The sequence below is a fragment of the Neobacillus sp. BP17 genome, from assembly GCF_059579525.1.
Window position 1 is genome coordinate 958,002 of record NZ_CM184198.1, and the last position, 26,143, is coordinate 984,144.

Annotated in this window: 15 protein-coding genes; 13 read left to right on the plus strand and 2 right to left on the minus strand. The window is 41.9% G+C overall.

The features are described from left to right. Positions 1-44 precede the first annotated feature (44 nt). From AC4QJR_RS04565 to AC4QJR_RS04595, 7 genes are all read left to right on the plus strand, one after another. Positions 45-4,949 (plus strand): GH32 C-terminal domain-containing protein, encoded by a 4,905-nt coding sequence (locus AC4QJR_RS04565; RefSeq protein ID WP_496525453.1) that lies wholly within the window; start codon positions 45-47, stop codon positions 4,947-4,949. A gap of 199 nt (positions 4,950-5,148) precedes the next feature. Next, complete coding sequence (locus AC4QJR_RS04570) at positions 5,149-7,545, plus strand: GH32 C-terminal domain-containing protein (protein WP_496525454.1); 2,397 nt, start codon at positions 5,149-5,151, stop codon at positions 7,543-7,545. 333 nt (positions 7,546-7,878) lie between these two features. Next, entirely contained in the window at positions 7,879-9,210 is a 1,332-nt protein-coding gene (locus tag AC4QJR_RS04575) for a glycoside hydrolase family 68 protein (protein ID WP_496525455.1), read from the plus strand. A 35-nt stretch (positions 9,211-9,245) separates the two neighbouring features. Next, positions 9,246-10,577, plus strand: a complete 1,332-nt coding sequence (locus AC4QJR_RS04580; protein WP_496525456.1) for a glycoside hydrolase family 68 protein — start codon at positions 9,246-9,248, stop codon at positions 10,575-10,577. Between the two features lie 219 nt (positions 10,578-10,796). Further along, a complete protein-coding gene (locus AC4QJR_RS04585) occupies positions 10,797-12,143 on the plus strand; it encodes a glycoside hydrolase family 68 protein (RefSeq protein WP_496525457.1) in 1,347 nt (448 codons plus the stop codon). A 132-nt stretch (positions 12,144-12,275) separates the two neighbouring features. Then, on the plus strand, positions 12,276-13,676 hold the full coding sequence (locus tag AC4QJR_RS04590) for a sucrose-specific PTS transporter subunit IIBC (RefSeq protein WP_496525458.1): 1,401 nt from the start codon (positions 12,276-12,278) through the stop codon (positions 13,674-13,676). A 48-nt stretch (positions 13,677-13,724) separates the two neighbouring features. Beyond that, positions 13,725-14,585 carry a PRD domain-containing protein gene (locus AC4QJR_RS04595; protein ID WP_496525459.1) on the plus strand — a complete coding sequence of 287 codons (861 nt, stop codon included), beginning with the start codon at positions 13,725-13,727 and terminating at the stop codon, positions 14,583-14,585. A 78-nt stretch (positions 14,586-14,663) separates the two neighbouring features. On the opposite strand, the gene AC4QJR_RS04600 is transcribed toward AC4QJR_RS04595, so the two are convergent. Then, positions 14,664-19,088, minus strand: coding sequence for a pullulanase X25 domain-containing protein (locus AC4QJR_RS04600; protein ID WP_496525460.1), 4,425 nt, complete (start codon positions 19,086-19,088; stop codon positions 14,664-14,666). 377 nt (positions 19,089-19,465) lie between these two features. On the opposite strand from AC4QJR_RS04600, the gene AC4QJR_RS04605 reads away from it, so the two are divergent. Continuing rightward, the gene (locus AC4QJR_RS04605) at positions 19,466-20,533 is read left to right on the plus strand and encodes a LacI family DNA-binding transcriptional regulator (protein WP_098575829.1); all 1,068 of its coding nucleotides are present in this window, start codon (positions 19,466-19,468) and stop codon (positions 20,531-20,533) included. A gap of 64 nt (positions 20,534-20,597) precedes the next feature. Here AC4QJR_RS04605 and AC4QJR_RS04610 read toward each other — a convergent pair whose 3' ends face one another. Next, on the minus strand, positions 20,598-21,374 hold the full coding sequence (locus AC4QJR_RS04610) for an AraC family transcriptional regulator (protein ID WP_496525461.1): 777 nt from the start codon (positions 21,372-21,374) through the stop codon (positions 20,598-20,600). 128 nt (positions 21,375-21,502) lie between these two features. Between AC4QJR_RS04610 and AC4QJR_RS04615 the strand changes: the two genes are divergently transcribed. The 5 genes from AC4QJR_RS04615 to AC4QJR_RS04635 all read left to right on the plus strand — a co-directional run bounded on the left by AC4QJR_RS04615 (position 21,503) and on the right by AC4QJR_RS04635 (position 26,126). Then, positions 21,503-22,273, plus strand: a complete 771-nt coding sequence (locus AC4QJR_RS04615; protein ID WP_496525462.1) for a sugar phosphate isomerase/epimerase family protein — start codon at positions 21,503-21,505, stop codon at positions 22,271-22,273. A gap of 109 nt (positions 22,274-22,382) precedes the next feature. Beyond that, a complete protein-coding gene (locus AC4QJR_RS04620; protein WP_098575827.1) occupies positions 22,383-23,108 on the plus strand; it encodes a ThuA domain-containing protein in 726 nt (241 codons plus the stop codon). A gap of 2 nt (positions 23,109-23,110) precedes the next feature. After that, complete coding sequence (locus AC4QJR_RS04625; RefSeq protein ID WP_496525463.1) at positions 23,111-24,145, plus strand: Gfo/Idh/MocA family protein; 1,035 nt, start codon at positions 23,111-23,113, stop codon at positions 24,143-24,145. After that, complete coding sequence (locus AC4QJR_RS04630) at positions 24,142-25,161, plus strand: Gfo/Idh/MocA family protein (protein ID WP_496525464.1); 1,020 nt, start codon at positions 24,142-24,144, stop codon at positions 25,159-25,161. Before AC4QJR_RS04625 ends, AC4QJR_RS04630 begins: the two co-directional genes overlap by 4 nt. Further along, entirely contained in the window at positions 25,158-26,126 is a 969-nt protein-coding gene (locus AC4QJR_RS04635; protein ID WP_098575824.1) for a sugar phosphate isomerase/epimerase family protein, read from the plus strand. The genes AC4QJR_RS04630 and AC4QJR_RS04635 overlap by 4 nt, the downstream gene beginning before the upstream one ends. Positions 26,127-26,143 lie beyond the last annotated feature (17 nt).

A 26,143-nucleotide genomic window follows, 5' to 3' on the forward strand; every position in this document is an offset into this window, starting at 1 on the left:
TTGCTTGGATAGTAGTGATAAATAAATGTTGGAGGGGAACAGGGTTGAAGCAAAGATTAAAAAATCAAGGAATATCGGTAGTGGTCATTTTTTCTTTAATTATTTCAATATTTATGCCCACTGTTTCTAGTAAAGCCGAAACAGGTGAAACATCGATTTCGGCTGTTGATGGCGAAAATGAACCATATCGGTCCAAATTTCATTTTTCTCCGGAAAAAAACTGGATGAATGATCCCAACGGCATGGTGTATTACGATGGGGAGTATCATCTGTTTTATCAGCATAATCCTGCTGAATCAAAGTGGGGACCGATGTATTGGGGACATGCGGTAAGTAAAGACTTGGTCAATTGGGAATACCTGCCGATCGGTCTTTATCCAGATGAAACAGGTTTTATCTGGTCAGGGAGTGCAGTTGTGGATTGGAACAATACGACTGGATTTGGAAAAGACTCTAAACCGCCGATGGTTGCTGTATTTACTCAGGAAAAAGGTGGTCATCAAGTTCAAAGTTTAGCTTACAGCAACGATAAGGGCCGTACTTGGACGAAGTATGATGGCAATCCAATTATCCCTATGCCAGAGGGGATTGATGTTTTCCGGGACCCAAAGGTATTTTGGCATGATGAAACAAAAAAGTGGATTATGGTAATTTCAGCTGGTGACCGGGTTTATTTTTATCAATCGCCAGATTTAAAAAAATGGACGAAAGTAAGTGAATTTGGAAACCAAGACGGCTCCCATAAGGGAACATGGGAATGTCCGGATTTATTTGCCCTTCCGGTTGATGGAGATCCAACTAAGAAGAAGTGGGTATTAGCTGTCAGTATCAGTGAAGGGGCCCCTGCCGGCGGTTCGGGGATGCAGTATTTTATTGGTGATTTTGATGGGAAAACCTTCACCAATTCCAATGATCCTAGTAAAGTCCTCTGGGCCGATTATGGGGCTGATTTTTATGCAGCTGTTTCATGGAGTGATGTCCCTGATGGACGCCGTTTATGGCTCGGGTGGATGAATAATTGGAAATATGGGCAGGACATTCCAACATCCTCATTCAGAGGAACGATGTCGATTCCGCGTGAACTTGGCTTATCAACTGTTGATGGGGAAGGAATTCGCCTTACACAGAAATCTGTAAAAGAGTTAGAAAGTCTGAGGGGAACGCCACAAGTATTTGAAAATAAAGTGCTAACTCCGGGAGAAAATCTGCTTTCGAACGTATCAGGAGATACCTTTGAGATTATGGCGGAATTTGATTTGAATTCGGTGACAGCAACGGAGTTTGGTTTTAAAGTTCGAAAGGGCGATAGCGGGGAAACAAAGATTGGTTACGATATTGGCAATAAAAACTTGTTTGTTGACCGTTCCAATGCTGGTGAATCAAGTTTCTATGGCAATTTTGCTGCAAAACATGAAGCACCGTTAAATGCCAGTAATCAAACCCTTAAACTCCATCTGATTGTTGACAAGGCATCTGTTGAAGTATTTGGTCAAGATGGCCGTGTTGTGATGACGGATCAATTCTTCCCTAATACTAACAATCAATCTCTTGCACTTTACACAACCGGTGGAGAAGTATCCCTAAAATCATTAAAAGTATATGATTTGGACAGCGCAACCTTTGTTTCAAAAATAGATCAAGTGGCCGTTGATGGAGGCAGTCTGCCAAATGAAATTGAAAATCCGGATTTTGAGACTGGAGATTTATCAGGATGGACAGAGGCAGGCTCTGCATTTGATCGTCCAGTATCGGATGTTACTAGTTTTTGGGGCGGTCCTTTTCAGCAGCAAAGAACGTACCATGTTTGGGGATTTGCCGGCGCAGCGAATGATGCAAACTCTGATTTCCGTACGGGTGTAATGAAATCAACTGCATTCAAACTGGGCGGGAATGGAAAGATTGATTTCCTTGTTGGCGGGGGCCAGGATATTACGAAACTATATGTTTCCTTGGTTCGTGCTTCGGATGGAAAAGAGCTTTTTAAAGCAACGGGATCCAATACAGAAGCCTATCGAAGAGTCAGTTGGGATGCATCAGAATATATCGGAGAGGCATTGTATATGAAAGTTGTTGACTATCATTCTGGCGGATTCGGTCACATCAATGTCGATGATTTTCACGTTTTTAATCAAGAGCCGGTGATGACTGGCGGCATTCAAATAGCCAGCTGGTCATTGGATGAAGGTCGTGGAACCATGACAAAAGACAGCGTAACAGGAATGGCAGACCCTATTTCCTATGTGTTTACGAAAGCTTTATACAAGCCATCGACCGATCCTTTATGGAGAGATGGGATTCGTAATAAAGCTTTACTGTTCGACGGATATTCTACATGGATTACGAGGCCTTCTGACCAGGTGATTAAGCCGACGGATGCCCTCACAATTGAAGCATGGGTCGCACCAAGATCTTATGAGTGGGGCGATCTCGGCCAATTGTCAGCGATCGTAAATCAACACAATAAAGCTGCAAGCGAAGGCTATATCCTTGGTATGGGTCGACAGGGGAAATGGTCGTTTCAGGCAAGTATTAACGGTGAGTGGAAGGAAGTTTGGGCTGCCGAAAACAAACCTCTTGAAAAAAATAAATGGTCGTATATTGTTGCCACCTTTGATAAGGCAGAGCAAAAAATGAAGCTTTATTTGAATGGTGAATTAGTCGGGGAGAGCGTCACACCAAAAGGGACCATCACACCATCTTCAAATGATTTATTAATCGGAAAACATAACAGTGCTGCTTTGGTTAATGGAGCTTTCACTGCCAATATGTTTAATGGAATGATGGACGAATTAAAAATGCATAACCTTTCGCTATCAGGGGAAAAAATTAAAGAAAATTATGATTCGTATTTAAGTAGTTTTGAGAATCATAAACTTCCAATACCTGATTTGGCACCAGATCGGAGCAGATATGATGGCGACCGGTACCGGCCGCAATATCATTTTATTGCACCAGAGCATTGGATGAACGAGCCTCATGCACCGTTCTACTATAATGGGAAATATCATCTATTCTATCAAAATAATCCGCAAGGCCCATATTGGCATCAAATTCATTGGGGGCATTCTGTAAGCGAGGATATGGTTCATTGGAAGGATGAACCGATAGCTCTTGCACCTGATGGGAACTCCGTTGCGCCTGATGGTGTATGGTCAGGCGGATCAACAGTTGATGCTAATGGGAATCCGGTGTTATTTTTTACAGCCGGGGATGATAAAAAGGTTCCAAATCAAATGACGGGTCTGGCAACGAGTAACGATCCTGAAGACCCGGATTTGAAAGAATGGTCCATGTACGAGAAACCAGTTACGGTTCAAGCGCCAAACCTGACGGCAAAAGAAGGGGAGGTATGGTACGGGCAATTCCGTGATCCGTACGTTTGGAAAGATGGAGATACATGGTACCAGCTTGTTGGTTCAGGTATTAAAGGTGCAGGGGGAACGGCACTTCTTTATACCTCTAAGAACCTGAAAGATTGGGAATACAAAAAGCCGCTGATTGTCGGCAATTATAAGCAAAACCCGAAAACAGGCCAGGTTTGGGAGTTGCCAGTGTTCTTGCCATTAGGTAAAGATGCAAAAGGCGTTGAAAAATATGTCTTCTTTTTCAATCCTTGGTTTGATGGGTACAGTCCACACAATGTCAAATATGTTTGGTATTGGATTGGAACATGGGATAAAGAAAAATTAGAGTTTGTTCCTGACCACGAGGAACCGAAACAATTTGATTATGGTGAACACTTTACAGGACCAAGCGGAATGGTTGATGGAAAGGGACGTTCGATTCTCTTTAGTATTGCACAAGATCGCCGGACAGAGCAGCAGCATTACGATGCTGGCTGGGCTCATAATGCAGGGCTGCCGCTTGAGCTTTCATTAACTTCAGAAGGTGGATTAGGGATTAAACCAATTTCCGAATTAGATTCCTTAAGGAAAAAGGAACTTGTTTCAATCAAGAATGAAAATACAGATAAAGCCAATGAATTATTAACAAATGTTAAAGGTGATCTGTTGGAAATTCAACTGGAAATCAATCCAGCCTCTGCAAAACAAGTGGGGCTAAAAGCTAGAAAGTCAGCAAATGGCGAGGAAGAAACATTACTATTCTTTGATGTTGAAAAACAATCACTAAACATTGATCGAAACAAATCGAGTCTTGATCCGGATATCCAAAAAGGGATACAGGGCGGAGAGCTTAAGATTGGAAAAGAGAACCTCAAGCTTCATATTTATCTGGACCGGTCCATGATAGAAGCCTATGCGAATGGCAAAAAAAGTATCACATCACGTGTATATCCAACGCTTTCCGATGCACTGGGCCTTGAGTTATGGAGTAGTGGCGGAAAGGCGAAAGTAGTATCGATGAAAGTATGGGAAATGGGTTCCGCATACGGGGAAACGGTTCCTGCCTATTGGCCTGATTTGAATGGCGGAGGAGATCCTATTCCAGAAAGTACAGGATTGCCAAACCATGATTTCCAAACCGGCGATTTAACAGGATGGACTGTTGTAGAAGGGAAAGCTTTTAGTAATGAACACGTTTCCAAGGCAAACGATTGGGGATGGGGCGGACCTTTTAACCAAGCCTCAGACCGAATCGACCCGGAACGATACCATTTATGGGGTTTTAATGGAGAAAAAGGCGGGGATTCATTGACAGGAGTGTTAAAATCGGAGAACTTTGTGTTAGGTGGAAACGGAAAAATCGATTTCCTTATTGGAGGCGGAGCTAATATCGACAGACTATATCTAGCGCTGGTAAGAGCTTCAGACGGCAAAGAGTTAATGAAGGAAACGGGTGGTAACTGGGAAGCCTATCGAAGAGTTAACTGGGATGCTTCGGATTATATAGGCAAGGAGTTATACATCAAAGTTGTAGACTATGAAACGGGCGGATGGGGACATATTAATGTGGATGATGTCAATGTACCTGTGGCGATAAATAAGTAAATCGTATCTTGATAGATAGGAGCAATTAACCTAGAATGATCATGTGAATTTCAAAATAGGCAGGATTGCGACTGGTTGGCAGGCAAGACCTAAAATGAGTGAAGGACAAAAGGTACCTTTGTGTATATGTCCTTACCCATTTTAGGTCTTTTTTTGTTATTAAGGTTGAATACACTGTACTAGATAAGGAGTTTTTAAGATGAAAAAGAAGAGGATTATATGGATGCGGCTGCTTGTTTTAGCAGTATGCTTCCTGACGATTACAGGAGTTTTAATCAAAAAACAGGTGAATACCAGATTAGAAACAACCAATATCAATCAAAAGAAGGGTCAACCTTTAGACCTGGTGCTTAGTAATCGTGCTCTTCATCAGTGGGGATTTGATGAAGGGGATGGTAACGTCACTCGTGATCATTCTCAATCTGTGTCGTCTGTTATTCATTATGCATTAACATCAGATCCGGAATGGAAAACCGGCATTAGCGGTAAAGCATTATTATTTGATGGATATTCCAATTGGCTGGAAATTCCTTCAGAAAAGGTTTATAACCCAGCTGGGTCTTTTTCCATTGAAGCATGGGTTGCCCCGAGAGCCTATGAATGGGGCGACAATGGACAGCCCTCCGTGATTATCAATCAACAGGATAAAGGAAATAAACAGGGATTTATGCTCGGAATGGGACGGCATGGATATATCACGTTTCAGCTTGCCATAAACGGGGAATGGCAGGAAATTTGGTCGCCAGAAGGGAACATTTTGCCGAAAGATCAATGGTCTCATGTTGTTGCACAATTTGATAAAGAAACAACTAAAGTCTCACTTTATTTAAACGGTGTACTCATTCAAGAAAAAGCAGTACCTCCGAATAGTGAGTTTACACCAGCAGCTCATACGCCGTTACTTGTTGGAAAACATAATCAGGCAGCCGCTGTGTCCGATATATTCCAGTCTAATATGTTTAATGGATTAATGGACAATGTTTCCCTATACAGTAAAACATTTAGTCATGAATCGATTAAACGGCATTATGAAAAAGTCCTTAACAGCTGGAACCATAAACTGCCGATACCGGATACGTCATTCGATCGGACGGTTTATAAAGGAGACCGCTACCGCCCGAATTATCATTTTACTGCTCCCCAGCATTGGATGAATGAACCGCATGCACCAATTTATTATAACGGGAAATACCATTTATTTTATCAGTTTAATCCGGCTGGTCCTCTCTGGCATCAGATTCATTGGGGACATGCCACAAGTACAGACATGATTCATTGGGAAGATCGCCCCATTGCGTTAAGTCCAACAGAGGGAACGGCAGCCAGGGATGGAGTGTGGTCCGGTAGTGCAACCTATGACAAAAATGGGGTGCCAGTGCTATTTTTCACAGCGGGGAACGACGAAATGAATCCGAATCAAATGACTGGTATGGCACGGCCAAAAGATGCAACTGATGTCAACTTAAATCATTGGAACATGAATCCAGCCCCTGTAACCGTACAAGCTGAAAATATCGAAACACCAAAAGGAAAGGTGATCTTTGGCCAATTTCGTGATCCATATGTATGGAAAGAGGGAGACAAATGGTACCAGCTTGTCGGCTCGGGGATAAACGAGGCAGGCGGGACCGCTTTACTCTATACCTCAGAAGACCTTGAAGACTGGAAGTATGAAAAACCATTGATGATTGGTGATAAAGTGAAATATCCGCGTACGGGAGATGTATGGGAATTGCCATCTTTAGTACCGATTAAAAACAAGGAGACGGGTGAACAAAAATATGTTTTCATGATTAGTCCTTATTTTATGTCCCCTAGTCCGGATGCTGCCCGCAATACGTTTTATTGGATTGGGACATGGGACCCAGGAAGGCTGGAATTTATTCCTGACCACGAGGAGCCTAAACTGTTTGATTATGGTGAACATTTTACTGGAGCACAAGGTTTTATAGATGGGCAAGGCCGCACCATTGTAACAAGCATTTTGCAAGACAGACGTTCGGAAAGGGAAAAATACCAATCAGGGTGGGCACATGGGGCCGGACTGCCGCTTGAAATCTATTTAAATGATAAGCAAACTCTTGGAATTCGTCCGATTGAAGAGGTGCAGTCACTTCGAAGAGAAGAACTGGCATCCGCCCAAAATGTTACAATGGGTGAAGCAAATAAACAACTTCGAAAAATCAAAAGCGATCAATTCGAAATCGAGTTGGAAATCGATGTTTCCAATACGAAAGCTGCCGGGTTAAAACTATTAAAAGCCCCAAATGAACAGGAAGAAACGACTATTTTTTATGATAAGGAACGGAAAACCATTCAGATTGACCGTCAGCGGTCAAGTATAAATCCTGATATTGAAAAGGGGATTCAAGGAGGGGCACTAAACCTTGAAGACGATATCTTAAGGGTACGCCTTTTTGTTGATAAATCGATTGTGGAAGCATACGTCAATAATGAAATAAGTATTTCGTCCCGTGTATTTCCAATAATGGATCAATCGAAAGGACTCGAAGTATTTGGAGTGGATGGAGAGCCGTTTGTCCGCTCGATGAAGGCATGGAGTATGGATACGGCAATCGAAGGAGAGAAAGATTAGCCCTGCTGTATTACTTGTTCTAATGAGTTTTGAATCAGCACATATGAAAATATAACTAGTAAATCCAGAAGGAATTAAGAGTAAATTATCCTATTGTAGGAAATTATCGAACAGAATATAATGTTCCCTGTAAACAAAATTATGCGGGATTGTGACTGGTAAAGCAGGCAAGACCTAAAGTGTATGAAGGCGAAGTGTACCTTTTTTGGTAGACATCTCCTTGTACATTTTAGGTCTTTTTTTGTTCTCTTAAAGAAGATTTTAACTAGATTGACAAGTCGGAAAATTCCTAAAAGACACAGTTAACCGCGGAAAATGGAGGAATATGGGGAAATGGAAAGAAAAAATCGAAAAAAATCGAAATTGAAAAAGCTGGTATTGACAGCCGTTGTTGCTGCCAATTGCCTGTCAGTATCAACTGCATTCGCAGCGGAAATTAGTACAGATTACACATCCATCTGGTCACGTCAGCAAGCAGAAAAAGTAGAGCCAACAGACAAAACAACAGCACCGAAAATTGATCTTAATTTTGATCTTGTAGCACCGGATCAATGGGTATGGGATACATGGCCATTACAAAATAGAGATGGTTCAATGGCGATTGTCAATGGCTACCGAGTGGCTTTTGCATTGGTTGCACCGCGCTCTTTAGGATGGGGAGAGCGCCATACAGAAGCAAGAATTGGCATGTTCTACTCCAAAAATGGCAAAGATTGGACGTACGCAGGAATCCCTTATGACTATAATAAAGCCCTGGGTCATATGCAATGGGCCGGTACAGCAATGCTGGATGACAATGGAAAAGTGCATTTATTCTATACGGCAACCGGTGAAAAAACAAATTGGGATAACAATGGATGGGATAAAAGAGCCGTACAGCGTATTGCCAAAACAACCTTTGATATTCAAACGGATAAAGACGGAGTTCATCTGACGAATGAAGGGAAACACCAAGTCATTCTTGAAGCAGATGGAAAATATTACGAGACACTTGCACAAGCGAATAGTCCAATCATTACAGCATTCCGTGATCCATTCTTCTTCCAGGATCCGAATACAGGCAAAGACTATATTATCTTCGAAGGACAAGCTGGAAGCGATAGAGACTTTATCAAACCGGAAAATATCGGTGATGAAGAATACCGCAAAACCCATTCCGTTCCTGGCGGAGCCGAATTGTATAACGGTAATATCGGGATTGCCGAAGTACTTGATAAGGACGTAACCAAATTGAAGCTTCTTCCGCCATTGCTTGAGTCGGTTGGAACCAATCACCAGATGGAACGTCCGCACATGGTAGTAAACGGAGATGATTATTATCTATTTACCATCAGCCATACCTTTACTTATGCTCCTGGCCTGACTGGTCCTGATGGTGTTTATGGTTTTGTTGGCAAAGGGCTGTTCGGCGGCTATAAACCAATGAACGAAAGTGGTCTTGTTATTGCGAATCCGAAGGAGAACCCTTATCAAGCCTATTCTTGGATGGTTCTTCCAGACCAGCAGGTAATCAGCTTTATTAACGAGCCGAAAGATGAGAACGGCAATGTGAAATTTGGCGGTACATTCGCCCCAACTCTAAAAGTAAAGCTGAATGGAGAAACATCTGAAGTTGTAAAAGAAGGTAAAGCGGGCGAAATTAAACCATTTGGGGCAAATCGATAATGATAACTCGAAAAGGAGAAAGAAGGATGACCGTTATGAGTAAGAAAGCAGTTTCTGCGATTGTTTTAGCGGCAAGTGTTGTTGCCTCAACTTTTTCAGGACTTTCTGTAAAAGCAGAAGAAACAGGGCTAACGACAAATTGGACACGAGAACAGGTGTCAAAAATCGAACTTAATCAAGATAATACCTTACCTTATACAAATATAAGTATGCTAGAGAAATTATCACCTGATTACCATATTTGGGACACATGGCCCCTGTTGGATCGTGATGGAAATATCGCTTCCGTAAAAGGCTGGAAAGTGATGTTTGCCTTATCTGCTCCAAATGATGTGCTGCCTGGAAAAGTACATGACATTGCAACCATCCGCTATTTTTACTCGAAAAATGGTAAGGATTGGACTCTTGGCGGGACACTTTTCCCAGAAGGAGCTTCATTAGGTTCCCGTGAATGGGCTGGATCTGCCATGGTCGATAATGGGAAAATTCATGCCTTCTATACGGCAACTGGCCATAGAGGGGAAGAGCGATTGACATTTGAGCAGCGTATTGCTGAGGCATCCGGTGATATTATTGCTGATAGTAATGGAGTTCATTTTGAAAATTGGGGCAAACACAAGATCATTTTAGAGCCGGACGGTAAGTATTATCAGACGAAGGAACAAGCTCAGCAAGGCGAAGGCGGCGGATATGCTTTCCGTGATCCGATGTGGTTTAAAGACCCAAAAACGGATAAGGAATATATTTTATTTGAAGGAAATTCAGGCGGTACCGTAGGGGAGCGCACATTTAAACAAGAATATGCCGGAAGTTCCGAGTATACAAGCAATAACCCGGTACCTGCGGGAGCTGTTCATGCCAATGCGAACATTGGTATCGCAGAGGTAGTGGATGGTGATCCTTCCAATCTAAAAATGCTGCCTCCTCTTTTGGAAGCAAATTATGTCAACGAAGAATTGGAACGCCCGCATATTGTAGTAAAAGATAAAAAATATTATCTCTTTACTGACAGCCATATCAATAAATATGCTGAAGGGCTGAAAGGACCTGAAGGGATGTATGGATTTGTTTCCGATACCTTAATTGGTGGTTATCAGCCACTGAATAAGAGTGGTTTGGTTTTAGCGAATCCTCCAGGAAACCCATACCAAGCGTATTCATGGCTTGTCCTTCCTAATTTGAATGTCGTAGGATTTGCTCATTTTGGCGATTTAGGCGACATGTCAATTGGTGATGTTGGAAACCAATCACCAGAATTCCAATTTAGCCATTTTGGAGGCACGTTGGCTCCTACGATACAGCTATCAATCAAAGGTGATGCAACAAAAATCGTAAAAGAGTTATCACCTGGCTGGATAAAACAATAAGGAAATGATTTGAACGGTTCCCGCGCTCTAATCGCTCACTAAGAGACCGTATAAGCGCTAGTGGAACCGGTTCCTATGGTGTGAATTGGTCACTAAGAATCCATATAAGAGCCCATGGTACCGGTTCCTGAGCTCTTATCGGTCTCTTAAAATTTATGGTTAATCAACAAAGTTTTTAACAAAGCCAAAAGTAAGAAGGCATTTGGAGGAACACTTTTCATGAAATGGAACAAAGTTAAAAAAAACAAATCTATCATAGCAGCTATTATCGGACTTTTTATTATCTTCATACCCATTGTTGGTTCAACCGTTTCTGCCCAAGAAAATGCAGATACATTCAACTGGACCAGAGAAAATGTTAGCAATCTAACAATCAATGATCAAAATATTGCCCCGACATTTAATAAAGATGAGCTTGTTAAACTTTCATCAGACTATTATATTTGGGATGCATGGCCATTGCAAGATTTGAACGGTCATCCCGCTGTAGTAAATGGTTTTAAAATTATTTTCGCCCTATCGGTACAGAAGGATGTCCTTCCTGGAAAACGCCATGATCTAGCTCAAATTCAATATTTCTATTCAAAAGACGGAAAGAGCTGGGAGTCTGGCGGCCCCGTTTTTAAAGCAGGAGAAGCATTGGGGTCCAGGCAATGGGCTGGCAGTTCCATCGTTAATAAAGATGGGAAATTGCAAATCTTTTACACAGCAACGGGGCAAAAAAACGAAGCCGGGCTAAGCTATGATCAGCGGCTGGCAACTGCAACGGCTGATGTTCGTACAACAAACACCGGTGTGTCCTTTAAGAATTGGTCCAAACATCAAATAATTCTTGAGGCCGATGGGAAATACTATCAAACAAAGGAACAGACAGGGGAGGAGGAATCTTCCTATTCATTCCGCGATCCGTATTTTTTCCAGGATCCAAAAACTGGGGAGCAATATCTATTATTTGAAGCAAACACTGCAGGAAAGCTTGCAGACCGTCCATATAATAATGAATTTATTGGTTCGGAGGAATTCCGTCAGAACCATGTAACCCCTGAAAGTTCAAAAGCTTTTAATGGCAGCATTGGTATTGCCAAAGCAACCAATAAAGATTTATCCAAATTTGAATTGCTGCCGCCTCTATTAGAAGCAAATTATGTCAATGACGAACTGGAGCGGCCTAGTGTCATCGTCAAAGGAAACAGCTACTATCTTTTTGCAAAAACACATACGGAGAAATTTGCATCTGGTCTTGACGCACCGGAAGGATTATATGGATTTACTTCAGACTCTCTTTTTGGAGGCTATCAACCGTTAAATGATAGTGGGCTTGTCATTGCAAATACTACGGATAATCCGTATCAAGCATATTCTTGGATGGTAATGCCAAATGGCACTGTCACAAGTTTTGTGAATTATGTTAATGTGGACGGTAAAGATATGGTTGAGGTTGGCGAGCAATCATCAGAGTATCAAATGGAGCATTTCGGTGGAATGCTTGCACCGTCTTTAAAAATATCGATCACACGTGATGAAACCAAGGTTCTTCATGAAAAGCAGCAAGGGGTTTTTAAATAAGATACAGTTGTGGCGTTCAGTTTTCTGCTGAACGCCACTGTGCATATGAAAAGATTTGTCTTTATTTACCTGAAGGGAAATCTACTTTATGATGAGGAACATACAATTCAATTTATAAATTCAAGGTGGAAGATGAACATTCAAGACGAGCCGAAAGAAGCAAAAGATTTTGTGCAAGAATTATTACCGCTATTAGGCGGGAAAGAAAATATTATGAATATGACCCATTGCACGACTCGTTTGCGTTTTGAACTTTTAGATGAAAGCAAGGTTAATAAAGTTGGAATCGATAAACTGAACGGTGTACATGGAACCTTTTCCCGAATGGGACTTTTCCAAATTATTATAGGTCCCGGGCTGGTCAATAAAGTATACAGGGCCTTAATTGAAACAAAACTGACTCCTGTTAGCGGCATCTCTTCTGCAGAACCGCCAAAGGCGAGAATGAATCCTTTTATTGGATTTGCGAGGACTTTGTCCAATATTTTTGTTCCGATTATTCCAGCTATTGTTGCCAGTGGTTTACTAATGGGACTGATTGGAATGATCAAGGTGTTTCAGTGGGCACCGCCTGAAAGCTCATTAATGCGAATGCTTGATATCTTTTCAAGTGCCGCCTTTATTATTTTGCCGATATTGATTGGTTTTAGTGCTGCCAAGGAATTTGGCGGCAATCCCATCCTGGGTGCAGTGATAGGCGGGATATTAACTCACCCTTCGCTATTAAATCCTGCCGAGCTTGGATATAATGTACCGGAATATATCGAGGTTCTGGGAGTTGATATTCCTTTAATAGGGTATCAGGGAACAGTGATACCAATCTTACTTTCTGTCTTTTTTATGAGTAAGCTCGAAGTGCGCCTGAGGAAAATAATACCGAGTTCATTGGATTTGTTCTTAATCCCATTTCTATTGATTATTTCGATTGGTTTTATCTCACTTTTAATTATTGGCCCGATCTCGTTATTCATCGGTGAAATGATGACCAATACGTTTGAGCTTATTTATAAATCTGGGGGAGTTATAGCCGGATTTTTATTTGGCGGATTATATTCTCTCATTGTGGTAACGGGGCTGCATCATACTTTACATGCTGTTGAAATGGAATTGCTTGCAAATCCAAAGATAGGTGTTAACTTTTTGTTGCCAATTTGGTCCATGGCCAACATGGCCCAAGGAGGAGCGGGGTTAGCCGTATTTTTTAAAACAAAGAATAAGAGACTGAAAAAAATTGCTATCCCTTCAGCTTTTTCAGCATTTTTAGGCATTATTGAGCCGGTTATGTTTGGGATGAATATCAGATTGTTCCGACCATTTATAGGTGCAGCCATAGGTGGTGCTTTTGGAGGGGCGTATGTAGTTCTTACTCATGTAGTAGCAAACTCTTATGGCTTAACAGGAATTCCCATGATCGCTATTGTAGCCCCAATAGGGATTTCGAATTTAATGCATTACCTTATTGGTCTTGGAATCTCTGTCATAGCCGCGTTCATAGCCACTTTCATTCTGTGGGTGAAGGAAGAAACTGAGTAGTTTTGATTTTACAGCTAATGCAAGAGCAAAAGAGGGAAGGTGAAAGAAATGAGAATTAAAAAAATACTAAATAATAGTGCGGTTGTAGTGAAAGACATCGACGGAGAAAAGATCGTAATGGGTGAAGGAATAGGATTCCAGAAACGAAAGAATGATCCTGTAAATCAAGCTAAAATTGATAAAGTGTTTGTTATGAGGGATGCAAATGAGCATAAAAAATTCGAAGAAATACTGCAATTATTGCCAGAAGAACATATACAACTAGCAGAAGAGATTATCTCTTATGCGGAAAGGGAATTGGGCGTTACGGTAAATGAACATATCCATGTCGCTTTTTCGGATCACCTATCGTTTGCCATTGAGCGATTAACAAATGGCATTGCCATTAAAAATGCCCTGCTGGAGCAAATAAAAATTCTTTATGTAAAGGAATTTCAAATCGGACTTTGGGCAAAGGAGTTAATAAAAGAGAAACTCGGAGTAGAAATTCCTGAAGATGAAGTAGGCAATATTGCGATGCATATTCATACGGCCAGGATGAATAGAGGAGATATGCAGGAAACGATAGACATTACTACAACGATTCAGGAAATTACGAGAATCATTGAAAGTTGTTTAAATATCAATATTGTGGAAGATACGATGTCCTATGAACGATTAATTACTCATTTGCGCTTTTCGCTCAAAAGCCTATTAGCAAATGGGACGAACCATGACTATGATGAAAAAATGGCTTCGATGATCAAGGAAAATTTTAAAGTGACATATGCCTGTGCACGAGAGGTTGGCCAATTTTTGGAAGGGAAATACCGGATAAAATATCCAGATGCAGAGTTAATGTATATTTCCATGCATATTCAAAGATTCTATAATCGAGCTTTATGCGGAAACAACAGATGTGAAACCTGATCTCAATACCAAGTCGCTTTTCTTAACTTTCAGCCAAAAAGGTCTGCCATGATCCCGGCAGACCTTTTCGATGACCACTTACTTGGTCTCGCTTATCGTTTTTGTTAGGACATCGATGACATAGTTCTTTGTGTTCTTGTTGATGGAACCGCCGTCTCCTTTAAAGATGTTGGACTTGGTTGTATCATTTGGTTCAATGTGAACAGGTACTTGTGTCTGTCCAGCTTGAAGGGTAAAGGATTGAGTGAAATTCATATCATTTCCGACTGTCACTTTTTCCCCATTGATAGTGAGGTCAGCTCCCTTAATCGCATTCCCCTTTAGAGTCAAAGTTGATCCATTGACATCGATTTGGCTGACTGCCAGCGGCATATCAATCCAGCGCAGAATGGTATCCTGTACAACCATTTTGTTGTTCCCTTGGTTGGTGACCACAATTTTCATATCGGTTCCTTCGGCACCATAGCCGTATTTACTGATATCGTCATCCGAATGATCTGATGGCGTATGATCTGCTAACCCTTCATGATCCCAAGTATTATCCCTCGTATATTTATACGTTAGCTCAGTTCCTTCTTCAAGCTCCACTGTGTATTCCCAATCAGGTGTCACAGCGCCATTACGGCTCATAGACCAGGCACTAGTATTCCAACCATTCAAGCTGCCAGGTATATTTACCTGCGCTGCTAAAGCTGTATAATCCGGTGCATGAACCTTAAAGGTTACTTGTACCATAACAATTTCAGGGGTCACACTTACCTTGTTAGATTCTACATGGTTTCCAGCCTGGTCATAGACACGCACTTGATATTGGTAGGCAGTTCCATTTGCCACCTGATAATCACGGAAGGTGGCGGCGCTGCCGTCCAATGTTGAAAGAATTTGGCCGTCACGGTAAATGACCGTTTTAAATGGCTGATCCGGCTGCGTGAGTTTCCAATTCAAGTTGACCTGACCGGATTCCTTGATCGGAGTGTCCAAAGTTACATCATTAGCAGGCGGGGTAGTATCAGACGTGCTGTGTGAAAAGGTCACTTCACCAGTAATTGAGTAAACCCATGTATTCCCTAAATCCGGCGTAAAGGCCATTCGGTACTCATATTTGCCCGCCTCATACGCTGTAAAGCCTCCCTGAAACTCATTTGCCTGGTCTCCCTGAGCCTGGCCATTATACAAAGCTTGGTAAGATGTCCAAGCGGTTTGGCCTTTCATTCTTACTTGGAGAACGGCCGTGATTCCTTCTGCTGCACCAGTTTCTGTCGCGCCTGGCAGGTAAAAAGCTGCTTTAACATTGGAGGTCTGTGCCAGATTCAGTTCCCCGTTATCTAATGTAGTCAGGTCCTTAATACTAGCCTTTGCAGCATCGTAATGAGGCACAAGGCCGGATGGGGCTGCAGGTACAGATTCATTACCACTTTCATTTACGGCCGTTACAGTAAAATAGTAGGTACGACCATTATTTAAATCGGAAATGTTCACAGATGTACCTGTAGTTTCCTTCACTTTTGTCCATAATCCACCTGAAACTGTAGATTGATAGACATTGTATTTTGTACCTGTTCCTGTCCAGCTTAAAGTAACCTCCTTAGAACCAGCTGTGCCGGTAACTTCTTTAACAGGCTGTGGTTGTTTAACATCATTAACCGTTATTAACATTCTTCCGGACTCAGCTGGAACTGTTAATGACAGCTTGCCATCCTTCGTTGTAGTCACATATTTAGGGTCCAATTGGTCCACAAAACGAAGACCATTCGCGAGCAGCACTTTTGTATCGATATCAACCGTTTGTGTGGTTTTCCCTCTGTTAATAATGACAAGTCCAGATTTTGTTTCTTTTGTCCGGACATAGGCTAACACATCACCCTTTGCGTATATATGGTGCAGATCGCCATGAGCGAATAGGTCAGCATTTTCCTTGCGGATTTGACCAATCTTTTGATAGTGTGCAATGAGGTCTTTGTTTTCGTTCCCCCACGGATATGTGCGTCTGTCATCTGGGTCTTTAGATCCTGTTTGACCCGCTTCATCTCCGTAATAAATGGTTGGTGCTCCAGGGTAACCCATTTGCAGGATAGAAGCCAGCTTCAATCGCTTCACACCTTCATCGTATTTGTAGTTCGGATCTTGTTCCGCTCTGAAATACGTATCCGTTCCATTGCCTAACAGGAAGATTGCCCGAGCTGTATCATGGGATCCCATCAGGTTCATGAGGGCATAAAAAGCTTCCTTTGGATAGTCCTCCTGTATAGCGAGAAGTGTGTTTTGTGCATTAGCGGCATTACCGTTCTTTAAGTAATCCAAAATGGCTCCGCGGAAACGATAGTTCATGACTGAGTCATATTGATCCCCTAAGAAGTACTTGGATGCATCATCCCAAATTTCACCTAGAATAAGTGGCTCTTCTTCTTTTTGAAGTGTTTTTCCAGCTCCTATCATAGTCTTGGACTTCATTTGTTTGCGGAATTCCTGCCAGAAGGAACTGTCCACTTCATTAGCTACATCCAGGCGCCAGCCAGATGAACCTCGATTAATCCAAGTTTTTCCTACTGAGTCCTTGTCATAAAAAATATAATTAGCCAATGCTGTGTTGTTAAGTTCACTTGGATGTTCAACCTTTGTGCCATTAACGGATTCGAATACAGGAAGACTGTCGTATCCCCACCAGCCTTCATACTTATAATGCTCCCCCGTCGAAACACCGTTGACTTTTTCATTTGGAACTTTAACATTTTCAATATGGAACCAGTTTTCAAAGCCGTATGGGCTAAAGGTTTGTCCTTCAGCCATGAGTTGTTGTTTGGCCTTATCCTTAGCTGCAGTTTCAGACAATTTTTCGTCATTCATTAAATCGTAAATACGAGACCAGTATTCATAGGCACCCACTGTTTTATATTTGTGGTAGCGGTCAAAATAGATGGAATCATCAGCCACATGATTAAATACCCCGTCTAAAATCAGGTGCATGTTCCGTTTAGACAATTCCTTGGAGAAATCCTCGAATTCTTTTTCCGAGCCAAACATCGGATCCACCTGTTTATAGTCTGTTGCATCATATTTATGGTTGGACGGTGCAAGTGCAATAGGGTTTAAATATAGGGTATTGACGCCAAGTGATTGAAGGTAATCAAGCTTCGCCTTAATACCAGCAATGTCGCCGCCAAAGAAGTCGTTTGTAAATTCACCATCCCCTGTGTAGGAGCCAGTGCCTTGTTCATATGGATTATCAGGCAAGGATGACCAGGAGTCGGGATGTTCTATTGGCTGGCTGCCTCGGGCTCCAATCTGATCCTTTACATTGTCATTTGCTTTGTTGCCGTTATAAAAACGATCAGGATAGATTTGATAAACAACAGCTTCCTTCATCCAATCCGGTGTTTGATAGCCCGGGTCGAAAACGGTCAATTGGAAGAGACCTGCATTTTTATCCTCCGCTTTACCGGTATGCCCATCCTGTGTGTCTTCTCCGTATTCCACTGTTGTATCCTGATCCCCGACAATGAATTTATAGCCGTGAACTCCTTTGTCAGACGGTGTAAAGGTGGCTTCCCAGAACTCAATGGCACCTTTGTCCTTTGTGTCTGTCCAGCCTGCATTTTTCATTGAAAGCACCTTTATTGTGCCTGTATTATAGTTTTTCACATACAGGCTGGCACTTGTTAGGTCACCCTTTTTTGCCGATACCCGTAATGTGACGGGTTTCCCTGCAGGAATTGCCCCAAACGGCGTCCGGTATACTTGGTCCCATGAATCATGATAAAGAGCATTCTTATCTATCATGCCATCAGATCCAATAGTTTTATAATCTGAATAAACTTCTTTTGTTTGGTTGTTATAGAAAAATGTGATTGTCGTATCAGAGAGTACATTCAGCTTCTCATTTGAAGCAGGGTAGGATTCCGTCCAGTCCTTGCCCAATACAATCTTGTATTCGTAGCTGCCTCTAGGTACCTTTGCAGTAAAGGAATAGATGTTGTCAAAACGGTTGTCCTCCATTAACGCTGTTGAGTCTGCCGGACTCCAGGCAGACCCTGCCTTAATGGCAGGTTGAATGCTTCCAACTAAACGAGGCATCTTGTCTTCTGCCAAAAGTGTATAATGGGTACTATCAGCAATGGCATGGGTATTGTCATTGTAGTAGAAGGTGACTTCTTTTTGTTCGGTCAGAGTTAGTTTAATGTTGTTTCCGCCAGGCGCGCCGCCGTCTCCGTAATTTTCATTCCAACTTCCTCCAATGGCGATTTTGTACTCGTATGCTCCTGCCGGCAGTGTGCCGGTAAAGCTATACAAACCATTTCCTTGGTAAGCCATTTGCGTTTTGGAAGAGGATGGATCCCAATCTCCTGAATTCCCTAAAACTGCCTGCAGACTGCCAACAAGTACAACCTGTTTTGGTTCTGTTTCTGCCGCTTTGGCTGTTTGACTTGTCACAAGTCCAGAAAATAATTGAAGAATTAGTCCAACTACTGTAACAAGTGACAGAAGTGATTTCTGCTTTCTCTTCATGAAAAATCTCCTTTCCCTTACCTATTAATCTAGGAAACCGTTTGCATGAAAATTGCACAAAAAATCGTATGTAAAATGCTTAGGAGGCTGTTTTATTGTGCAAACGTTTGCGCAATCGTTTTCAAAACTAATTATATCTATTTCTCAGCGCAATTCAATAGAAAATTGGAAATAAAGTCTTAATTTTCTGATATATGGTTATTGAAATCGAGAGGTCTTTTATTTTTTAGCTGTTTAACTGATTATAAAGCCTTTATAATAAAGAGTGGAATGTGCAATCGTTTTCGCAAATGTTGGAATATGCAAAAATAAGCGTTTCTATTATTCTAAAATTAGTAGTAAGAATCAATGAACTTAGAATGAGAGGGGAGAAGAAAATGGCTGTTACCATTAAGGATGTGGCAAAGCTTGCAGATGTCGCCCCATCAACTGTTTCAAGGGTAATTGCCAATAATTCGCGAATCAGCGAAGCGACGAAACGAAAAGTTAAAAAGGCAATGGAGCAGCTAGGTTATCATCCTAACCAAAATGCCAGAAGCCTTGCCATTCAATCTACCCAAACAATCGGGCTTGTCATGCCGAGCTCTGGTGATGTGGTGTTTCAGAATCCTTTTTTTTCAATGGTGTTACAGGGAATCAGTGAAAGTGCCCATAATAAAAAATATGCCATGCATATGACAACTGGAAAATCAGACGAGGAAATATTTGAAGCAGTCATCCACATGGTTCAGGGAAAACGAGTAGATGGAATGATTCTTCTTAATTCCAAGGTGGAGGATAAAGCCATTTCGTATTTAAGAGAAAGGGATTTTCCTTTTGTTGTAATTGGAAAACCTTCTAAAGATGCAGAAGAAATTACACATGTTGATAATGATAATGTTCGTGCAATGAGAGAGGCTACTGAATACTTAATTGACCATGGACATCGGAAAATCGCTTTTATTGGCGGAAGTCTAGAGCTAATGGTTACAGTTGACCGTTTGAATGGGTATAAGCAGGCTTTAAAAAAGGAAAACATTCCCATAAAAAATGAATACATCCTTCATGAAGAATTTCTTCGGGAAGGCGGTCAAGAAGCGGTGAGTGAATTAATGGCGCTTGAACAACGCCCCACTTCGCTCGCAGTGGTTGACGACTTAATGGCACTAGGTGTACTGAGCACATTAGATGAGCTGGGAATCAGGGTTCCAGAAGAAATCTCTGTCGTTAGCTTTAATAATGTCCTTTTATCAGAAATGTCAAAACCACCCTTAACTTCCATTGATATTAATATTTTTGAACTAGGATATCAAGCATCCAGGAGTTTAATTCAAAAAATCGAAAATAGAACAGAACCGACCAAGCGCATTATCATTCCACATAAATTGGTTGAACGTCAATCGTGCAGTCACCAAATTCCTATAACAATAGATGAACAAAATGCAGATGGTAACGAGAATCTATAAAAGATTCCCGCTATACCGTCTGCTTTTAATAACTCATTCAATTACTATTTCCTGTTCTTGAATTCTAGTATTCCAGACGCCTATATGCCCCAGGGGCCATGCCATATTTCTTATGAAATACCCTGTGAAAATATGGATAGCTCCCGAAGCCGCAATCTTCGGCAATTTGTTCAAGTGTCATGGATGTGTATTTCATTCGCTCGACTGCAGCGGATAAACGGATTTCTAAGGCATATTCGATCATCGTTTTCCCGACACTGTTTTTAAAAAGATGAACGGAACGCGAAACGCTAAGACCAGCATGGCGTGCCACATCCTCCACTTTAAATGGTGTTAGGGCATGCTCTTCAATGTACCTCATTATCCGGGTGACGGTATACGGGTGATTGAAGGTAGGAACCGTTTCGTTGACACCTCGTTCCAGGTATAAACAGAGTGCTTGCAGCAAATAATCGGTGAGTTCTTCGTTTTGGCTCGAGGATGGACGGCGTTTTTCGTTTATGATTTGACGCCATAAGGAGAGCAGTTTTTCATCAAGATCGATTCGGGAGACAGGCGGCTTAGCGGAACGGCTCCACCACTCGTCCACCCAAGCTCCTTCACAGATTATGTGATAATCCCCGCTGTTTTGTCCCGCTTTAACCAGCAGTTCATAGTGATCCCCTGGTTTAATGAGGAGAAGGTCTCCTTTCTCGAGTTCCATTTTTCTTCCCTTCACCACTACTTCACAGACACCTTCTGATTGCAGGCGAAAAAGATACGCAGGGTATCCGGATTTATGTTGGGCATGATATCCATTTGTGTGAAAGGAATAGCCGCAGAATAATATATTTGTCATCATATGCCCACCTTCAGAAAAAATAAAATAGCAAAATAGTAGATGTTTCAATTATATCATCTATGTTTATTTGTAGAGACAAAGTTTAAGATGGAATCAAATAAGTAATGTTATAGAATTGGGGGATTAAGATGACGAAAATTCCAGTAGCTGTACAAATGTATACTTTGCGAGAAGAAAGCGCCAAAGATTTTGCCGGTACTTTGAAAAAGGTGGCAGAGCTTGGCTTCAATGGTGTTGAATTTGCCGGGTATGGCGGATTGACGCCAAAGGAAGTTAAAGCATTATTAGATGAGCTTGGCCTACAGGCAGCAGCGAGCCACGTACCGCTTGAACAATTGGAGAACAATTTAGCACAAGTTATTGAAGATCAAAAAGCGCTGGGCAGCAAATATGTTGTCTGCCCTTACTTAATGCCCGATCGACGCAGCGAGGATGATTACAAAGCTCTTATCTCTTTATTAGATAAAATTGGTGGGACTTGCCGTCAGGAGGGCATCACTCTTTGTTATCATAATCACGATTTTGAACTTGATCGTTTGACAGATGGACGCAGGGCGCTCGAAGCCATTTTTGATGATACTAAGGCAGACAATCTGCAAACAGAGCTGGATGTGTATTGGCTGACAAAAGCAGGCGAAAAGCCGGTGGAGTGGATCAAGCGTTATCAAAAGAGAACACCGCTCATTCATTTAAAAGACATGACGACAGATGGAGAACAATTTTTTTCAGAGCTAGGAACAGGCGGCGTTGATATAGAAGCCGTGCTTAATATGGGCGAAGAAGCTTGTGTTCAGTGGTGGGTCGTTGAGCAGGACATGAGCCGCCGCACGCCATTTGAAAGCATTGAAATCAGCATCAATTACTTGAAAACTATAAAAAGACAGATTTCAAATAGATAACGATGGAGTTCAATATTTTCCACCCTATCTGTCAATGTAAGCCGTTTCATTAATTTCTTTATTCTCTAAAATTAAAGGTAAATAAAAGATAAAAAGGAGTAGGTTGATCATGTTGAAAGTAACTGTATGGAATGAAAACCGTCACGAGCAAAAAAATCCGGTTGTAAGGGATATATATCCGAACGGCATCCACGGGACAATCGCTGATTTCCTTCAGATTGAAGGTATCCAAGCAGGAACAGCTACTCTTGATGAGCCGGAGCATGGCTTAACGGATGAAGTACTAGCGAATACTGATGTATTAGTATGGTGGGGACATCTGGCACATGGTGAAGTAAAAGATGAAATTGTGCAGAAAGTTCAGCAGCGTGTCCTTGATGGAATGGGACTAATTGTTCTTCACTCCGGCCATTTTTCGAAGATCTTTAAAACATTAATGGGAACAAGCTGTGATTTAAAGTGGCGTGAAGCGGATGAAAAAGAGCGTCTTTGGGTTGTAAGTCCAAGCCACCCGATTACAGAAGGAATCTCTGAATATATTGAGTTAGAAAAAGAAGAAATGTATGGCGAGCATTTTGATATCCCTCAGCCTGATGAGTTGATTTTTACAAGCTGGTTTGAAGGCGGCGAAGTTTTCCGGAGTGGCTGTACATACAAACGCGGGAATGGAAAAGTGTTTTACTTCAGACCTGGACATGAAACCTATCCAACCTATCATAACGAACACATTCAACGCGTCATTATCAATGCGGTGAAATGGGCGCAGCCAGTAAAACGTGAGCGTCCAGTTTATGGAAATGCAAAACCGCTAGAAGCAATTAAAGGAGGCAAATAACAATGGGAAAATTAAGAGTCGGAGTAATCGGATGCGGCAGTATTGCTCAGCACCGTCATTTACTAGAATATAAAGCAAATAAACAGGTAGAGCTTTTAGCTGTTTGTGATATTAACGAAGAGCGGGCAAATCAAGTAGCTGAAAAATTCGGAGCAGCAGCATATACAAGCTATGAAGAGTTATTGAAAAATGCTGAAGTGGACGTCGTCAGCGTCTGTACACCGAACTATCTTCATGCGCCAATCTCGATTGCGGCATTAAATGCAGGTGTACATGTTCTTTGTGAAAAACCAATGGCGACTTCGAAGCAAGAAGCAAAAGCGATGATTGCCGCAGCGAAAGAGAGCGGCAAAAAGTTAATGATTGCCCATAATCAACGTTTCGTTCCGTCTCATCAAAAAGCACGTCAGTTAATAGCAAGCGGGGAAATTGGCAAAATTTATAGCTTCCGTACGGCATTCGGACATGGCGGCCCAGAAGGCTGGAGTGTCGAAGGCAAAGAAGGATGGTTTTTCCAAAAGGAAAAAGCATTCGTTGGGGCGATGGGCGATTTAGGTGTTCATAAGACCGATTTGCTTCGCTATGTGCTAGGAGAAGAAATTGTTGAAGTAGGTGCTTTTGTTGAAACGAGCGCTAAGGAATTTGCCGATGTTGATGACAATGCCGTTTGTGTGTTAAAAACAGAAAGCGGGATAATCGGAACACTTGCTGCAAGCTGGGCTTATGTAAGTAAAGAAGATAATTCTACTATTATATATGGTGAAAAAGCGATCTTACGATTAGAGGATGATCCAACCAATTCACTTGTTGTTCAATATTCGAACGGAGAAGTGGTTAATTATCAGCTAGGGAAAATCCAGTCCAATGACGCGGGTGGACAAAGAACCTCTCATGTTATCAATCATTTTGTAGATTCTGTGCTTCACGATCAGGAGCCACTTGTACCCGGTGAAGAAGGGATGAAATCACTAGAGGTTATTTTAGCAGCGCTTGAGTCAAATGAAACAAAACAAATTGTAAGAGTGAGAGAACAATGATAAAACTTCGCATAGGAATTATCGGGGTTGGCGGTATTGCACAGGGCCGCCATATCCCGGCTTTTTTACAGTTAAGTGATATTTGTGAAATAACGGCCTTAAGCGATGTGAATATCGACCGAGCGAGAGAGACAGCTGAGAAGTATAACATCCCTAATGCGTTTGAGGATTATCTAGATCTTTTTCCAGAAGTGGATGCGGTATGTATTTGTACGCCAAATAAATTTCACGCTGAGATTACCATCGCCGCATTTAATGCTGGGGTTCATGTTCTATGTGAGAAGCCGATGGCTCTTAGCTTCGAAGAATGCGAGGCGATGGTCGCTGCTTCCAAACAAGCGGACAAAGTTCTGGCGATCGCCTACCATTACCGTTTTATGAAAGAAGCACAGGCCGCTAAGAAGGCAATGGATGAAGTAGGGTTGCCGCTAGTCGTGAGAGTCCAAGCATTAAGGCGCCGCAAGGTACCAGGCTGGGGGGTTTTTACCAATAAAGACCTTCAAGGAGGGGGCAGCCTGATTGATTTTGGCTGTCACCTTCTCGACTTAGCGCTTTGGCTGATGGGAAATCCAAAACATACCGCGGTGTCAGGCACCACATATAACACATTAAGTAAACAGCCGAATCAGGTGAACCAATGGGGTAGGTTTGATCATGAAACCTTTAATGTCGATGATCATGTCACCGCCTATATGAAATTTGAAAATGGCGCATCGATGCTATTTGAAACTTCTTGGGCGGCGAATATCAAGGACGACCAGGCGAATGTCAGCATTTCCGGAGCGGACGGCGGTTTAAGCGTCTTTCCATTTGAACTTTTTACAACGAAAAACGGAATGCTTTTAAATAGTGAGGCCGCCTGGCTTCCTGGCAAGGAAGATCCGGGTGTGCCGCAGGCGAAAAATTTTATCGATGCCTGTCTTGGAATTGCAGAACTAGTGGTAAAGCCTGAAGAGGCACTTCAAGTTTCACAAATCATTGATCGTATTTATGAGAGTGAGGGAAATTCATTATGAAACTAGGCGTTTTTACCGTTTTATTTGCTGAAAAATCATTCGAGGAAATGCTTGATACAGTTAAAGGTGCAGGACTACATGCGGTTGAAATCGGAACTGGATGCTATCCTGGTAATAGCCATTGTGATTTAGACACGTTATTGGAGAGTGAAGCGGCGCGCCAAGAGTATATTCAAAAAGTAGAAGAGCGTGGACTAACGATTAGTGCCTTCAGCTGCCATGGAAATCCAATTTCTCCTGAAAAAGAATTTGCTAAAAACTCGCACGAAACACTCGTAAAAACAATTCAACTTGCTTCATTGCTGAAAGTTCCGGTTGTTAACTGTTTTTCTGGTACAGCAGGCGACCATGAAGGAGCTAAATATCCAAACTGGCCAGTTACGCCTTGGCCGAATGAGTATGGCGATGTATTAAAGTGGCAATGGGAAGAAAAACTGATTCCTTATTGGAAGGAAGTTGGTCAATTTGCTAAAGACCACAATGTAAAAATAGGGCTTGAACTTCACGGAGGATTTTTAGTTCACACTCCATATACACTTTTAAAGCTTCGTGAGGAGACCTGTGATGCCATTGGCGCTAATTTAGACCCAAGTCACTTATGGTGGCAAGGCATTGACCCGGTGGCAGCGATTAAAATTTTGGCAAAGGAAAATGCGATTCATCATTTCCATGCCAAAGACACGTACATTGATCAGGAAAATGTGAATATGTATGGATTAACGGATATGCAGCCTTATGGAGAAGTGAAAACGAGGGCATGGTCGTTCCGTTCAGTTGGCTGTGGACATAGCCTAAAAGAATGGTCTGATATGATGAGTGCGCTCCGAACCTACGGATATGATTATGTGGTCAGTATCGAACATGAGGATCCAATTATGTCGATTAATGAAGGTTTCAATCGGGCAGTAACCAATTTGAAATCGGTCTTAATTGAGGAATCGGTTTCGCAAATGTGGTGGGTTTAGATTGAGAGGCATACAAG